The following is a 16,376-nucleotide window of genomic DNA, read 5'->3' on the forward strand; positions in this document are numbered from 1 at the left end:
GTATATATAGCTTATTTTGCTATATACATTTTTAATCGACTTGAAGAAGTCCTTTTTGTGTTGTTTCCAAATCTGTTTGATTGGAGAACCCATTATCACATTGGGAAAAAATTTTTATTTAGGGGACTTAATTATGATTATCTGTTATGAAGTATCATTATTTTATTCTGCACATCCAGATGGTCCTATTCAAAGTTTACGTGCATTACAAGCACTTAATCCGATAAAAGAGGGTGTATTCTCTTTAACAGGTGTCAGCGTATCGTAATGAATAATTTACAGAACCATATGGAAATATGTAGTCAGAGGGAATGACAGAAATTCGTAGTGAAGAATTACTATGAATTTCTATCTTTTATTTTATCAGGAGCAATAAAGACACGTATGGAACGTAAGATTGACAAAGAATTCAAGAGATTTACACAAATTTTGGCTTATTTTTATGAAAAATAGGTGGAAAATTTGATGGAATGTCTTATCGAGCGAAAGTGTCTGTGTACTTTGTGATACAACAATTAAGTTAGATAAGAAGAGAAGCAAAAAGTATTAGTCTACAAATCACAAGATGTTTGCTAGAGCATTTGAAGCATACGTAGAATCGGATTTGCAAGATCAAGAACATAGAAATGATTATTTAGTTTCTAATGCGTATCCTTTTGTATATCCATTAGGTGATTATACGTAATATCCTAATGTAATTATAAAATGTTTAATGGAAGTAATAGTTCCATATATAATAAACAGTATATAAGGAGTGGGGAAAAATGAATTATAACATTCAAAAAGGACAGTTTCGTTTAACAAGTGCTTATCCGAGAGGTAGCTGGTGGGAGTTTTATCGTATACCTTGTCCAGTTTGTTATGATACAGGTAATTGTATGCTGCACGTTTCGCAAGATAAGGTAGCATGTACACGTGTAGAAAGTAAATGGATTTATGGAAAAAACACGGGTAATCCAAGCTACATTCACTACATAAAAGGAAAAAATAAATATCAATTGCCTGAGGTGGATGAAATTCAGATTCATGATAAGAAAAGTAATGAGGAATTAAATGTGTTTAATCGTAAATTAATGGAGTTCATATCATTACAAGAGCATCATTATGCACATTTATTAAGAGATAGAAAAATGAGCGAGGAACAAATACAAGTACGTCAATATCGTTCTTTCTTAAAACAACAAATTGTGTTAGAGGAGGATAATATGTATACGACTGTTTGGGAGCAGCTATTTAAACAGATGGGGAATAAAAAATGCTGGCAAGGAATCCCTGGATTCTATGAGATGAAAAAAGGTCAACTTTCTCTTCGTTTGATGTCAGGATCTCCTGGTATATTGATTCCTTTTCGGAATCAGTACAATCAAATTGTTGGATGGCAGGTTCGTGTGGATGAAGTGAAAAACTCCGTTCATGTGAAAGCGGCACCTACTGGAGTTAAAGCAGAATTAATCGAACAGGCTAATGTTGTGAAGATAACTAAAAATGGTGATTGTATCTTTGAAGGCGAACTAGAAGTGAGCAAAAAGGTAGAGATTCCATTTCAAGAGGGACAAATTGTTGTAAAGATACATAAAGGACAAAAATATCTCTGGCTCTCATCAGCAAACAAAAATCATGGAACTGGGGCAGGAGGTAGTGAAAATCCACTTCCTGTGCATGTGGCGGTACCAAGTTCTCATTTAAAACATTGGAATTCTGGTATACTTCATCAAACTAAATCAGTAATGATTACAGAGGGAGCTATGAAAGCAGATCTGGTTGCTGATTTGCTTCCAGAAAGATTTAATAAAGAGGAGCTTTCTGAAATAGGAACAACCGTTCTTGCGATTCCTGGTGTAAATGCTTGGCGAATTACTATGCCTGTATTAAAAGATATGGGTGTAGAAAATGTCTATTTAGCGTTTGATGCCGATTTAGTAGAGAATCAAAAAGTAAGAAAAGCTCTTATAGATTTTGCGACAAAGTTAAAGACAGAGGACTATAACGTAATCATAGCTGCATGGAACCCAACGCAAGGTAAGGGGCTGGATGATACAATGCAAGCGGGATTTAAACCTGTATTTCAGAGATTGTGAAAGTCATAAAGTAGGTTGATATTTTCATAAATAGGCAGATTGAAAAAGATAGAGTTTTTAATTCTATCTTTTTCTTATATCCAATTAACTAAAAGAAGGGTAGAAGAGAATATGAATACATCTATGAAAAAAAATCTAGTGAATTTACGAGTTGATTTTGCTTTCAAGCGCTTGTTTGGAGTAGAAGGAAACGAGGAGATACTCATTGGTTTTCTTAATGCGGTATTACAATCCTCTTTAGATGAGGAAATTATTTCTTTGCATTTAGATGATCCGCATCTTCCAAGGGAGCAAAAGGATGATAAATTGTCTATTTTAGATTTGCGAGCTACTCTGAATAATGGTATAAAATTAAATATAGAGATACAGGTTCGCGACAAAAAAGACATGATTGAGCGATCTTTGTTCTACTGGGCTGGTATGTATTATTCCCAAATGACTCAGGGGATGAAGTATACAGAATTAAGACCAACCATATGTATTAATATAGTGGATTTCATTCTGTTTCCAGGAGAAGAAGACTTTCATAATGTCGGTGTAGTCATGAATAAAAAATCGAAACACATAATTTCAGAGAATATGCAATTGCACTTTCTTGAGATTCCAAAAGTAATTCGAGAATGGCAAGAAGATCGAATGGATCCATGGGAGGATATATTAGCACGCTGGCTATTATTATTTCCTGCATATGAAGATGAGAAATTAACTACAATCCTGGAGGGAATCGCGATGGAAAAAGATCCAGTTTTGAAAAAGGCAATGGAGGATTGGGAGCGTTTAAGTAGTGATAAGGACTTTTTACGCTTATATGAGGCGAGAGAGAAGGCAATAAAAGATAGAATATCAGAAATAGAGACGGCAGAAGAAAAGGCCGCGGAAAAAGCAGCAAAAGAAGCTAGAATAGCAACTAAGATAGAGATGATTCACAATTTAATTAAAGTAGGTTTACCTATAGAGAAGATAGCGGAAGCTACTGAATTAAGTGTCGAAAAGGTTAATGAAATTTTAAGAAACAAAGAGTAGATAGAAGTAGTGAAAAACAGGTACTTGTGAAAAACGCACAATTACCTGTTTTTTGTTTCTAATGAATAGTTTGATAAACACAAGGCTTAGACACTCCTTAATAGGTAGTATACTCTTATTAAGGAGCATAATAAGTTGTTGGAGAGATTAAAATGAATAAGAAAAAAGAAGCGCATACCCTTAGTGATAAAATTCCAAAATGGATAAAATAGAATTATGTTGCTCACTGAAAGAAGAAATGAATGCTTTAGGTCTTAAGGACGGTAATATTTTTAAAATTCTTATAGTATGGTACGATCCTAACAAAGAGGGTAGAAATAAAGGTGTAAACAAGGACTTGTTTTTTTAAAATCGTATTGCTATAATATAAAGGTAATAAGATTTTACAATAAAAATATAAAATTAATCAGTTCGCATATAAGAGAAGACCTCAATATGCGCCATGTCCTTAGGGGACGTGTGCGTGTATTGAGGTCTTTTTGCGTTTTGCGAGCAAAAACACACCTGGAGGTGCAGGAATTATGTTGAATTGGTTGTCTGCAAAACTTATGACAACATCAGTAGGAGATTTCCTATTGGCAAAAAGTAGCTTTACGAAGGGTCTTGGTGGTAGTGGTAGTGGTGCCAATGCTGAAACCGTTCAAAAAAGCATGAACACTTTGGTGAAAACCTTAATTGGTTTTGGGGGAATTTGGGTGGCAGCTTGCGTTGTATTTGCAGCTATTAAACTATCTGGTGCACAAGGGAAGAATCCTGAAAACCGTACACAAGCTATGATTGGTTTAGCTTGCGCAGCAATTGGAGGCTTTGTAATGATCAAAGCGTACGATATCGCTGCTTGGGTTACGACAATCTAACATAAGAGTTTGTACAAGCTCTCCTCGATTTGGGGAGAGCTTCTCTTATACAAGGGAGGAAAAAGAATGAGAAAAGTAACCGTTCCTGTTGATATGACTTCGGAACAAAAAACACTACTAGGTGTGCTGAGCAAGCGCCAATTGATTTATCTATTGGGTGGCGGAGCATCCCTTTATTTATATGTACCATTTTTATGGCGACTATTTGCACCTATTGATGCAGTAGTAGCATTTTTTATTTGTTTAATTTTAGCACTACCAACGGTAATAGGTGTTATAGCGTTTGCTTTTATATATAAAGAAAAACAACACATGTACCTAGATAAGTATTTACTTATTAAAATGCGTAGCCGCTCCGAAAAAGGTAAGTGGAGAAAAGGATACGAGCCAACTACATGGGCAAAGGAGAATTTGTAAATGTTAGAAATGATATATTTTGCGGCGATAGCCATTGTAGGATTTTTCTTTTATCGGAAAATGAATGGAAAACCGCTGTTTGGTTCTAAGAAAAATGGGAAAAAGCAAGGTGGAGTAGAGAAACACACTACTGAAAAAACTGGAAAGAAAAATAAAAAAAATACGCCTGCTGAATCGGAAATTGATGAGGATAATGTTGACTTCTTTCGTACTTTTGTAGAGGACATTAAGGAAATCGATAATCATATGATTCGGTATCATGATGACACATTTGTCCTGATTGCGGAAGCACATCCAGTTAACTATTACTTGCTCTCCAATATGGAACAAGAAGCAATTGATATCAAAATTGAATCATGGTTAACCACATTAGAGTTTAATACGAAAGTATATATTCAAAGTAAGTTTGTGGATTTAACAGATCCTGTACGCAAAATGACAGAAACGATGAAAGGTGCGAAGGACCTTACACCAGAGACGGTTCTATATGGACAAGAAGTTATCGATAACTTAGAGTACTGGCAGCGTTCGCAACCTCGATATGAACAAAAACGTTATTTAATTTATCCATACAAGGTTGATATTAGTACGATTACGGCTGATACAGAGGACGAGTTAGAAGAAAAGATTGTAGATAAGGCATTTAACGAACTATATCGTCGTTATAATGCATCTCGAAATCTACTATCGAAAGCAAAAATTAATGTAGAAATGTTAACGAAAGATAAATTAATAGAACTTTTATATGTAGCATTTAACCGTCGTAAAGCTATAAAAGCTCGTTTCCAGGATTTAATTGAAAACGAGAATTTCTCCCTCTATTCAACAGGGGAAACGAATGAAAGAAAACTAGAGTTAATGAAGAAAGTGCTAGCGGAAGAAAAGGCAGAAAAATCAAATAACGGGGTGGCGTAAACATGAAGTTGTTCGGAAAAAAGAAAAAGGAAAAGAAAAAAATAGAAGCAGAAGAGAGGGACGAATTGGAGCTAGAGGAGGAAGAGTTGGAAGAAGAGGAAATACCGACGCAATTAGACAATCAAACAACAGTGTTTGATGTTATTGCTCCAGAAGGAATGAAAATTGATGCAGAAGATTATGGGGTCATTAAACAATCTTTAGGAAGTAATACGTTCTTTCGTCCGTTTTATATTCCACGTGATGGGTACCCGCGTATGATGCAAACCAATTGGCTCAACATGTTAACTTCGGCTGGGGAAGTGGATGTCATGATCGATATTCATAAAGAACCAAAAGCTAAAGCAATGCGATCATTAGATATGCAGCTGACGATGTTACGTTCCAATCTTTCTTTCCAACGTACACGAGGAAACATTGACCAAGAAAAAGACTTAGATGCAAAAATTCAAGATACAAACAATTTAATGGATGAAATCCAGTTCAATGAAAACGACTCCTATATGGTGAGTACAATGGGTGTTGCTTACGCAGAATCAAAGAAAGAATTGGACGTTTTATGTGAGTATATTGAAGATGAAATGCAAGCATCTCACTTTAAGATAGCAAGTACTTGGAATCGTGTGAAGAGTGGTTTGAAAGCTGTTATGCCGCTAGGAGCACTAAATACGTTACAAGATACCTATCGAAATATCGATAGACGTGCGTTATGTACATTTGCACCTTTTGTGTCAGGTTCTGGAAGGTTTAATGGTGGGATACCAATAGGAAAGAACAAAATTACTGGGCAAGTAGAATTTTTAAATTCATTCGGGAATGCAGATTATCGTCCTCCAAACTATAACATTGGTGTAACAGGGATCTCAGGTTCCGGAAAAAGTTTACTTTTAAAAATGAAGTTAGCCCGTGAAACGTCACTTGCAGATACGCATGCAATGATTATCGATCCAGAAGGAGGCGCGACACGTTCCTAAGTGAAAAGCTTGGGCATTGTCGAACTTACAGTTCTACAGTGAACTATCATTCCGAGAAGTCAAACGATAGGGTAACGCCTTGAAGGGCTTCCTTTAATCCTTCGACATGCAGTGAAGTTAGCAAGAACCTTACTGTATGAAGCTCGGTGAAGTCGGCTGAGAGTTACCGTAAGTCTTAGAGACACGAAAGCCGTCCAGAGGTGGACGGTGTAACCTATAAGCCGGAAGTCTATAAAACACTTATGGTTAGGATGCACGATAAACTATTAGCGAGTTTTTAGTAGTGCAGACGAATCTCTGATGGTACGGGCCTATATCGGGAGCATATCGAAAGGTATGCTGACACAATTAGTGTCGCTACTGTGGATGAGTAAAACTCTCCTTTATGAAAGTCCATATATTGTTATAGGCAATATCAAGGTAGCAGGCTCATAGGGGAAACCTAACAGTGTATGTACAGATAGGAATGATGGAACGTGGTAAGCTGCCGACACCGAGGGCTTGCATCCCTGTGAAGTGGTTCTAGGGAAAACACTAATGATATTAGTTAGATGTATAACCTAGATTTATGGCAGTGAAAGTGGTGGCACAGTACCTGTGAAGCGTGTAATGAACGCAGAGGGATAGCCACTAGTCGATTGAAGACTGACAGTTACTTACGGTTAACATGGTTTCGAGTAAGACTAAAGAGATGTAATTCTCCCGAAACTGAAAGGAGGTTACAGTCCATGTTAAAGAAAACCAAACTAAGACACAATGAATATTACAACATGCAAAGTAAGTATGATGAATTATATTCCAGTAGTCTTAACGGTAACAATTTTTACAAATTGATTAACATTATCGGTTCTGAAGAAAATATTCGATTAGCATATCGCAACATTAAAACCAATAAGGGGAGTAAAACTCCTGGAGTTGATAATTTAACTATTAAAGATATTTGGCATTTAAATGATACAAAGATTATTCATGAAGTCAGAAAACGTTTAGGTGATTACAAACCACAAGCTGTTAAAAGAGTTTTTATTCCTAAAGAGGGAAGTGACAAAAAGCGACCTCTGGGTATTCCTACAATTTGGGACAGGTTGGTACAACAATCTATTCTCCAAGTATTAGAACCTATTTGTGAAGCGAAATTCCATAACCATAGTTATGGTTTTAGACCAAACAGAAGTGCCCATCATGCTCTTAGTAGAGTGGTAAGCCTAATCAACATAGGGAACCAACATTACTGTGTTGACATTGATATTAAAGGTTTCTTTGATAACGTTGACCACGGAAAATTGCTAAAACAAATGTGGACACTGGGAATAAGAGATAAATCGCTTTTATGTGTTATTTCGAAAATCCTAAAATCTGAAATTGAAGGAGAGGGTATTCCTAGTAAAGGAACTCCGCAAGGAGGGATTATTTCTCCCTTACTTTCAAATATCGTTCTAAACGAACTGGACTGGTGGGTTAGTAGTCAATGGGAAACCTATAAACCTCATAGAATTTCTACTAAGCATTTAGGATTTCGGCAGTATGCCAGGAAATATACAAACTTAAAATGTGGTTACATCGTACGCTATGCTGATGACTTCAAAATAATGTGCCGAACTTATGAGGAAGCACAACGCTTTTATCATGCGACTGTTGACTTTCTTCAATCCCGTTTGGGATTGGAAATCAATCCAGATAAATCTAAAGTAGTTAATCTTAAGAAGAATGCATCGGATTTTCTTGGCTTTAAAATCAAAGTTGTACAACAAGGTAAAGCCAAATTCGGATATATTGCTAAAACCAGTATGTCTGACAAGGCTGTTACTAAAACGAAACGACTATTGAAAGAGAAAATCAAAGATATTCAAAAAGTACCTACTTCAGAAAGTGTTAACAAGTTTAACATAGCTCTTATTGGTGTACAGAATTATTATAAATACGCAGTCACAATTTATATGGATTTAACAGTGGTGAAGTATACTCTTTGGAAAACCATAAGAGTCAGACTTAGGTATAAAATGAAGCACATAAAATTTTGTAACACATCTGCTAATTTCAAAAAGAAAGCCAGAGGAATACAACCAAATTCTAAAATTTACGTTGTGCAAAGAACGCCGCTCTTACCAATTACAGGTGTGCATCATAAAAATCCGTGGAATTTCTCACAGGTTGTCTGTAATTATACAGAGAAAGGACGTAACAAAGTGCATAGTAATTTGAGAGCAATACCAAAAGATGTTCTTAATCAAGTTATGAACACCTACTCGAAGAGTAGAAGTATTGAGTACAACGATAATCGGATATCTAAATACGTTGCTCAATATGGAAAGTGTTATATAACCGGTGAAGAAATCGGTGTTGATCGTGTACATTGTCACCATATTATTCCCATTAACCAAGGTGGGAACGACAAGTACAACAACTTGGTTATTGTAGATTGGTTTATACACAAGCTAATACACATGACAAATCACACCAAGATTAAACGATACCTTCGGTCTTTCAATCTTAACGAGAAGCAAATGGATAAATTAAATGTGCTAAGAACCAAAGCTGGCAATGAACCGATAGTAATATAAATTAATTTATAGAGTCAGTTGGATACGATGGAACGCCGTATGCTAGGAAACTAGCACGTACGGTGTGAGGTGGGGGAAAAGGTGGAGATTACATCAAAGCTTTACCTATCATCATAATTCGTAAAAATTACAAAACGTCTAGGTGGCATTAATTTAAATATTTCACCTGAAAGTAATATCATTATCAACCCTTGTGCAATTGCTGTAACAGAACTTCAGATTACGGATAAAGATGAAGAGCTAGAAGCACTTGAACAATATGATAAGAAAGAACTTGTAGAGCGTGATGGCGTGAAGTATGTAAGGTTTGTACCGATTTTAGAGAAAATCAATGAAATACTTGGATTCTTTGACATTATTATTCGCGGACAAGACTTTGATCAACCAGGATTAAATGTATTCCAGCGTACAATGCTAGAAGATGCAATTCGTGAAGTGTTTGATAAACATGGTATTACCTCACACCCTTCATCTTTATATATGGATGAAGTGAAGAAGGTGGATGGACAATTAATTCAGTCTCAAGTGAGAAAGCCAGAACCAGAGTTAAAAGAAATCTACGATGTCATAGTAGAACATCATGGAGACGATGTGAAAGCAGAAGAGCTAATTGCTGCGATTCGTCCATTCTTACGCGATGGTTCAAAACCATTATTTGATGGACAAAGTCATTTTGGCCGTGGTGTAGAAACACAGTTAAATGAATCTCGTGTTGTTAATTTTAATATTAGTCATTTAGAAGAAGGATTCTTAAAACCAATCGCTTTCCACGTTATCTTGAACTATATTTGGGAGCATTGGATTAAGAGTCCAGAACACGCTATCAAGCGAAAAGTATTATATGTGGATGAGATGTGGCAGTTTATCGACTATGAACAAACGGTTAACTTCTTGGAAAAAGTAGCACGTCGTTCACGTAAAAGAAATGCTGGTATGTGTTGGGCGAGTCAGGACTTCGTTCGTATTTTAGAAAATGTAAAAGCTCGTGGTATCTTGCAATCTACTTTCTCCTATTTCTTCTTAGAACAAAATAAGATAGATAAGAAAAAGATCCAGGAGAACTTTAACTTAACTGCTGGGGAGCTTGATATTATTCTCAACAACCCTGGAAAAGGAGAAGGGATTTTCCGAGTAGGAGATAGTTCGGTTTGGATTCAAACTGATCCATCTGACAAAGAAATGATGTTCATTGAATCGAATGAAGCGGTACTACAAGAGCTTTTAAACAATATGAAGAAAGTACAAGGGTACGCAGGATAATAGCGTACTCTTAAAAAGGAAGGTGAAATTATGCTTGAGAAAATAGTAGAGTGGGTCGGAGGCTTAATTATTGCTATAGTAAAGGCTTTTCTTAGTCCGGTGTATGCAACTTTGGATCCGCTGCCAGTTTTAGTGTTTGGAGGAGAGGGAACAGAAGGAAAGGGGACAAACTTAGATTTCTTATTTTCAGGTAATTCTCTAACCAAAGTATTAGACACAGGCATGCCTGTCATGTTCAAGCTTGTTGCTTTTTGTGTCCTTGTCAGTGTAGTTATTACGGCGGCAAAATATTCGGCAACAGCTATTAATCCAAATAATAGAACAGCATTAATAGAGTATGCGAAGGATTTGATGATCATTTCAATTTTTCTTTGGCACCTCGATTATTTCTATACACTCATATTTGAAATCAATTCTTGGATAATAATAGAGTTTAGAGACGCTGTTAATGTAGCAAGTGGGGGGGATTTTGATCCAGATAAGGGTACTAAATTTCTACAACCTGGATTTGGTGGGGCTGGACTTACCATTACTGAGCTGGGTTTGAAAGGTCATGAAAATGACTATATGTTTATTATATTTGGTTTGTTTATAGAAGCTGGTCTCATCGTCTGGGCAAACTTTTACTACTTAATGCGAGCGGTGTCACTATACGTTTTAATGTTAATTGGTCCGTTAATGGTAGGCATGTGGCTATTTCCACAAAAGAAACAACAGACATTATATTGGATACGTGAATTTATAGGAGCGGTGTTCATACAAGCAATTCATGCAATTACCTTATGGCTCATTATTTCTTTAATTGGAGCAGCAAATAGTCCGTTAATCAAATTAATTTTACTTGCTATGTTTATCCCAATAGGTGAGATTGTAAAAAGTTTTATTGGCCTTAGTACCAATGCATCAGGTGGCATTCATAGAGCAGGTACGATGATGGGTATGGGTGCTTTAGCAAGTGTGGCTGGACTCGTTAAAGGTGTTCGTGATGACTACCGTAATTCAAAAGCAAAACCTGATGATAAAGGGGATAAAGAAAAGACAAAAGAAGATGCTGATAACCCGAAAGATGCATTAGGAGCGAATTTAGGGACAGATGTTGGTACAACATCTCGTGCAGCTCGTATGTTGAAAGCTGGTCAAATTGGAAGTTCAATTGGTAAAGCGGCTGGTGGACTTGCAGGTATGACAGCAGGAGCTGGTCTTGGACCAGAAGGAATGGCAATAGGGACATTTGCTGGCAGTAAAGCGGGCGGATTTACTGGTGCAGTTACTGGAAGATCTGCTGCTGCAGTTGGCGAAGGGGCTGTAGCCTTAGGAAAACATATTGGTTCGAGTGTAAAGAAGGGTGCGGATACGTATTCAAATCTAAATGACAAATCTTATCCAGAACTAACCGATGAAGATATTGCACAGGATTTAGCTACAAAAGATTTTGAAAATTGGAAAGCGGATAATCCCGATTCTGCAGTTGCAAGTCGCTTAAAACAAGCATTCCCTAGTGCTTCCGATGCAGAGATTGCTAAAAAAGTAGCGAAAACAAACAATGATCAGATATCTCGTTTCTCAAATCAGCGGAAACAAGATTTACAAAATATGAAGAAAACCGCTACACCATATGGAAATGCTAGAGAGTTAGTTAACGCTGCAACGAATGCATTCCAAAAGGGGTATGAGGCAGACCATAAAGATACGCTTATGAGTCAGTTACCAGAAAATATGTCAGCAGAAGAGAAAGAGAAACACTGGAGCGACCATCTGAACACAAAAGTACAAGGATTTAGAAACCACGCAGAACAGGCGGCAACAAAAGCGGGAGCTATGCCAGTTGATGCGAAGGATAAGCAAGGAAATAATCTGTTTGATAAATCCTATGTGAATAAAGATGCGTTTGCTTCTCGACTTGCTTTAGGAAAAGTCGGAAAAGCAGTCGAGGATGTAAAAGGAGAAACGTTAGAAAGTGGCCATCAAAATATGGGACAAGTAGGTGCCCTTGTCGGTGCTTCTACTGCTGCATTTAAGAAAGCGTATAGTGCAGACCATAAGGTTGGATTTATGAAACAATTCCCGGCAGATATGCCGCAACAAGAAAAAGAAGCAGCATGGAATAAGCATTTAGATCAAAAAGTACAAGGATTTCAAAATCATGCGCAACAAGCGGTGGAATCAGCTGGTATTGTACAGCAAAAAGACGGTACAAACTATGCGAATAAAGAAGCTTTCGCTTCTCATTTATCACAACAGTTACAAAAAGATCCTGGTTTAAATGCTATGGGTGTATCTAGCACAGCAGGCATTCAGAAGGCAGTCAACGGTGTGAAAACGCACGGTTTGAGAAGTGGAGCAGGAAGCCAGAAAGCGAAACAAGTAAGTAATGTTGAGAACCTGGTACAAGCCTCTACAGAATCCTTTAAACAAGGCTATGCAGCAGAACAACAGGCAAGCTTTATGAAAAAGTTGTCTCCAACTATGTCTCAACCACAAAAAGAGCAAGCTTGGCAGTCGCACCTGAATGAAAAAGGAAATGAATTTAAAGCAGTGGCGCAACAAGCGGCAGTACAAGCGGGAGCGATGCCCGTACAGGCGAAAGATACGAGTGGTAAGAGTCTACATAATCAATCGTATATTAATAAAGATGCCTTTGCTTCGCAATTAACGAAAGGATTACAAAGCCATGCAAGTCTTGGAACGGTGAGTCAACAAGTCGGTTCTGGAATTACTAGTGCGATTCAAGGTGTTCGTTCACATGGTGTTGCAACAGGTGGCGCAATCAATAAAGCTGTATATGCGGCGACACAAACGCAAGCGAGTATAGCACATGCAGGAGATCTTTCCGTTGCGGAAATTGAACGCTCTTATGCAGATGCATCAACAAGTGTAGCAAATATTGCACAAAGTGCTGGTAAAATGTCTATCCCAACATCTGCAGTGGGACGTATGACACAGCAGAGTACAAAACTTGGCATGAGTGTAATGGAAGGTGCGAAACACCTTATGCTTGCGGATAGCATTGATACAGTATCAAATGCATACTATAGTGCTGCGAGTGCTGTACAACAATCTGGAGGGAATGCAGTACAAAGAGTGATAAGTGGAACTAATGCTGCTGTTAATACATCATTAGGAGGGAATGCAGCAGAGCGTCACTATAATGTGACAAAAGGCTTAAGTTACGCCGCGGGTGTGATTGGTGGTGCGGGTGCTTATCAAGCGACTGCACGTATGGTAAGTAAACATAATCCTTATAACAATGCTGTTCAAACAGAGGCAAAAGAAATTCAAGAGATTCAGAGAATGGTACCAACAACAACGGATGCTACTGGAAAACAATCGGTTGTTCAAGGTGCAGTACGTCTTGTTACGACAAATAATAAATCCTGGATTGAAGCAAAAGATTCTAGTGGTGTGACGCAAGTTGTATCTCGTTACGCTAGTGGTGATAGTAGTATTGGTTCGGGACAAGTCGTATATCAAGATTTAAATATTTCGGAGGGACAATTAACGCAGTACCGTAATGGTATGAAAGCTACACCAGCGTATGTTCAAGATTCTAGTGGTGGAAAAATCAATATCAATCGCTCGATCAATGTAAATCCAAATCAATTAGTAGGAAACCAAAATCAAAGACCGTTACAACAGAAACTGGTATTTAATGAACCACCACTTACGGTCAATCACAAAGTAGACAATGGTCACTTCTATATGTCTGATTTAGACCAAGGTGGCTATAAGAATGTACAAATGGTTGTAGAAAGAGATCGTAGTTACATGGTTGCGACAACAACAGACGGTACAGTGTCACGTATTTCGCCATTCGGAAAAGGAGATACGCGTTTACAAGCAAACCAAAGGATAGAAAGAGCTTGTGAAGTGAAAGACAGTAGTATTAAGCCAAGAGAAGAAATCTTAGTAACACAAACACAGGAAGAAGTAGTCCGTACAGAGACGCATTTAAATTTATCAGAACATGACCCACAAAATCTGATTCCATTTGCGCCAAACCCTCGCTTAGCACAGCGAAGAGGAAGAAATTCTCAAAATGGAAAATATGGTGTGATAAGTCTATGAGTCAAAATCCTAACGATCCAAATGAACAGAAAAAAAGTAATCCTTTAAAAGATGTAGCTTCCCACTTTATTAAGAAAAAAGGGATGCAAGCGCGCGGGAAGATGGCAAAATTGGCAGGAAAAGCAGGAAGGGCGGCAGCGAAAGCTGCTGCCAAAATGCTAAAAGCAGGTATATTAAAAATTGTGGGTGCTGTTGTGGCAGCGGTTGGAGTACCTGCCGCTTTAATTATGGGAGTAATTATTGCTGTGTGTGTGATTTTAGTCTCTTTTGTACCTTTTACCGATGATGAAGGTAAGACAGAGGAACAAGTAAAAAAATATATGGAAGTTTCAATGGCATTGAATGTGGATTGGAAAGAGGTTGTCGCATTTGATATGGCGCGATACGATAATGATTTGACTGGTAAAGATCCGCACGATGCTATATCATATTTCTTGGATATCCAATATGAAGAATATACGGAAAAAGAGGTATGTGAGGCAGGACCGAATGGTCCTTGCGAAAAAAAGAAAAAGGAGATGCAAAAAACAAAATCTGAAAGTTACTCCGGACCAGATGTAAAAAAGATATTAGGAGATACAGATTTTAAGAAAAAAATAGATGAGATTAATGCGAGTGGAAGTAAAAAAGTGACAACATCTTCTCATGGGCTAGAGAAAGCGATGGAACTCGCAAAGTTTAGTAAAAGTCAAAAAGAGCGTGCGCGTGAGATATTAGAAGCCGGGATGTTAGAAGGTTTGTATGGACATCTTGCTCCTACTACTGGTGGATTTATTGGTGGTATGTGTGTAGGTAATGTGAGTCCTGGCGGAGAGCCTGTTAACCTTAATGCAAAAGTTACAGGATATCTTCCTAAGATTAAAGAAATGGCAGAAAAACATGGTGTTGCTCAATATGTTGGTATTCTAGCAGCCCAAATGATGCAGGAATCAGGTGGAGCAGGAAATGACCCGATGCAGGCTTCAGAGGGCCATTATGGAGATATGAGCCCATCTTGTATAGGTGTCAAGGGGAACGCACGTGTAGGATGTATTAATGATCCCAACATTTCTATTGAAGCAGGCGTACAAGAATTTAAAGATGTGTTAGCAAAGGCGAATGGAGATATAGCCCTAGCCTTACAATCTTATAATTTTGGATCAGGATTCATTAGCTATGCATTAGCAAAAGGTGGATATTCAGAAGAAACAGCCATTGCGTTTTCTAGGGAGCATGCTCGTGAAAATCCAGCAGGTTGTTCTGACCCTAATAACTTCCGAACCAAAGTTGGAGCGTGTTATGGGGATTACACGTACGTTTCCAAAGTTTTGAAATATTACAAAGATTTAGGATGTGTGGCGGATGTTTCTGGAGAATGGATTTCTGATAAAGGTTGGAAATGGCCAACGAAATCAGGTCGTATTACAGATACGTTTGATGCAGTTCGTGGTGGAAAACAACATAATGCTGTAGATATTGGGGCCATGACCGCCGGAAAAGCTGGGGACCCCGTATGGTCGATGGAAGCGGGTATTGTAACAAACCAAACAGGAAATGTAAACGGTGGCGGTCTAGGTGTCTATGTAGACCATGGAAATGGTATTGTATCTCGTTACTTACATTTGAGTAAAATATCAGTTGCACCAGGAACTATGGTGACAAAAGGGCAAATTATTGGGGAAATGGGCGGTTCTAACTTTGATAGAGATACAGGTTTCCTTAATATGAATGGATACGCCGTCCATTTAGATTTCCAAATTCGTATTAATGACCAACCAACAGATCCAATGAAATTCTTTAAGAAAAATGATGATCCAGGGTTATCATCAGGTGGTGCTCCTACAATGACAAATGCCAAACGACAAAAGGTATTGGAAGAAGCAAAAAAATGGGTTGGACAAGGGAAAGTAAGCTATGTATCCGGTGCTAGAAATCCAGCTGCAGGTAGTGCAGATTGTTCTGGATTTACACAATATGTGTTTAAAACTAGTATAGGTGTCCAGCTTGGAGATTGGACAGGTGCTCAAATTGGACAAGGAAAACAGGTGCCAGATATCGGTCGTGCACAACCAGGAGATTTAATTTTCTATGAAAACCCGAACCATGTATCTATTTATTTAGGGAATCAGAAAATGATTCATATTGGTGATAATAAGGGTGTACAAATTACAGGTCTAAACTATACGGCAAGAGGACAACATATGTCGCAAATCCGTAATGTTATAGACTGATTTGGGATGTGAAGAA

The 16,376-nt window shown here is 37.8% G+C and carries 8 protein-coding genes and 5 pseudogenes; all 13 read left to right on the forward strand.

Translation table 11 applies throughout. From position 1 onward, the window contains the following. Positions 1 to 133: 133 nt before the first annotated feature. The 13 genes and pseudogenes from NST27_RS28800 (at position 134) to NST27_RS28860 (ending at position 16,360) form a co-directional block, all read left to right on the forward strand. On the forward strand, positions 134 to 268 hold the full coding sequence (locus NST27_RS28800; protein WP_000582546.1) for a hypothetical protein: 135 nt from the start codon (positions 134 to 136) through the stop codon (positions 266 to 268). Positions 269 to 360: 92 nt separating this feature from the next. Beyond that, positions 361 to 751: pseudogene (locus NST27_RS29690) on the forward strand (LPD1 domain-containing protein); the annotation flags it as partial. A 13-nt stretch (positions 752 to 764) separates the two neighbouring features. Continuing rightward, positions 765 to 2,078 (forward strand): DUF3854 domain-containing protein, encoded by a 1,314-nt coding sequence (locus NST27_RS28810; protein ID WP_047387592.1) that lies wholly within the window; start codon positions 765 to 767, stop codon positions 2,076 to 2,078. A 111-nt stretch (positions 2,079 to 2,189) separates the two neighbouring features. Further along, a complete protein-coding gene (locus tag NST27_RS28815) occupies positions 2,190 to 3,101 on the forward strand; it encodes an Rpn family recombination-promoting nuclease/putative transposase (RefSeq protein WP_047387594.1) in 912 nt (303 codons plus the stop codon). Positions 3,102 to 3,253: 152 nt separating this feature from the next. Continuing rightward, a pseudogene (locus NST27_RS28820) lies at positions 3,254 to 3,450 on the forward strand (hypothetical protein). An 86-nt stretch (positions 3,451 to 3,536) separates the two neighbouring features. Further along, positions 3,537 to 3,958, forward strand: a pseudogene (locus NST27_RS28825) (hypothetical protein). A 66-nt stretch (positions 3,959 to 4,024) separates the two neighbouring features. After that, the gene (locus NST27_RS28830; RefSeq protein WP_017762560.1) at positions 4,025 to 4,375 is read left to right on the forward strand and encodes a PrgI family protein; all 351 of its coding nucleotides are present in this window, start codon (positions 4,025 to 4,027) and stop codon (positions 4,373 to 4,375) included. Beyond that, positions 4,376 to 5,290 carry a hypothetical protein gene (locus NST27_RS28835; RefSeq protein ID WP_061661856.1) on the forward strand — a complete coding sequence of 305 codons (915 nt, stop codon included), beginning with the start codon at positions 4,376 to 4,378 and terminating at the stop codon, positions 5,288 to 5,290. Between the two features lie 2 nt (positions 5,291 to 5,292). Beyond that, positions 5,293 to 6,246: pseudogene (locus NST27_RS28840) on the forward strand (hypothetical protein); the annotation flags it as partial. A gap of 746 nt (positions 6,247 to 6,992) precedes the next feature. Continuing rightward, on the forward strand, positions 6,993 to 8,825 hold the full coding sequence (gene ltrA / locus NST27_RS28845; protein ID WP_000914971.1) for a group II intron reverse transcriptase/maturase: 1,833 nt from the start codon (positions 6,993 to 6,995) through the stop codon (positions 8,823 to 8,825). 117 nt (positions 8,826 to 8,942) lie between these two features. Next, positions 8,943 to 10,085, forward strand: a pseudogene (locus tag NST27_RS28850) (VirB4 family type IV secretion system protein); the annotation flags it as partial. Between the two features lie 30 nt (positions 10,086 to 10,115). Further along, a complete protein-coding gene (locus NST27_RS28855; protein WP_061661855.1) occupies positions 10,116 to 14,150 on the forward strand; it encodes a hypothetical protein in 4,035 nt (1,344 codons plus the stop codon). Beyond that, a complete protein-coding gene (locus NST27_RS28860; RefSeq protein WP_061661854.1) occupies positions 14,147 to 16,360 on the forward strand; it encodes a lysozyme family protein in 2,214 nt (737 codons plus the stop codon). The genes NST27_RS28855 and NST27_RS28860 overlap by 4 nt, the downstream gene beginning before the upstream one ends. Positions 16,361 to 16,376: the final 16 nt, after the last annotated feature.

This window comes from Bacillus sp. FSL W8-0770 (assembly GCF_038008705.1).
Classification (GTDB): Bacteria; Bacillota; Bacilli; order Bacillales; family Bacillaceae_G; genus Bacillus_A; species Bacillus_A cereus.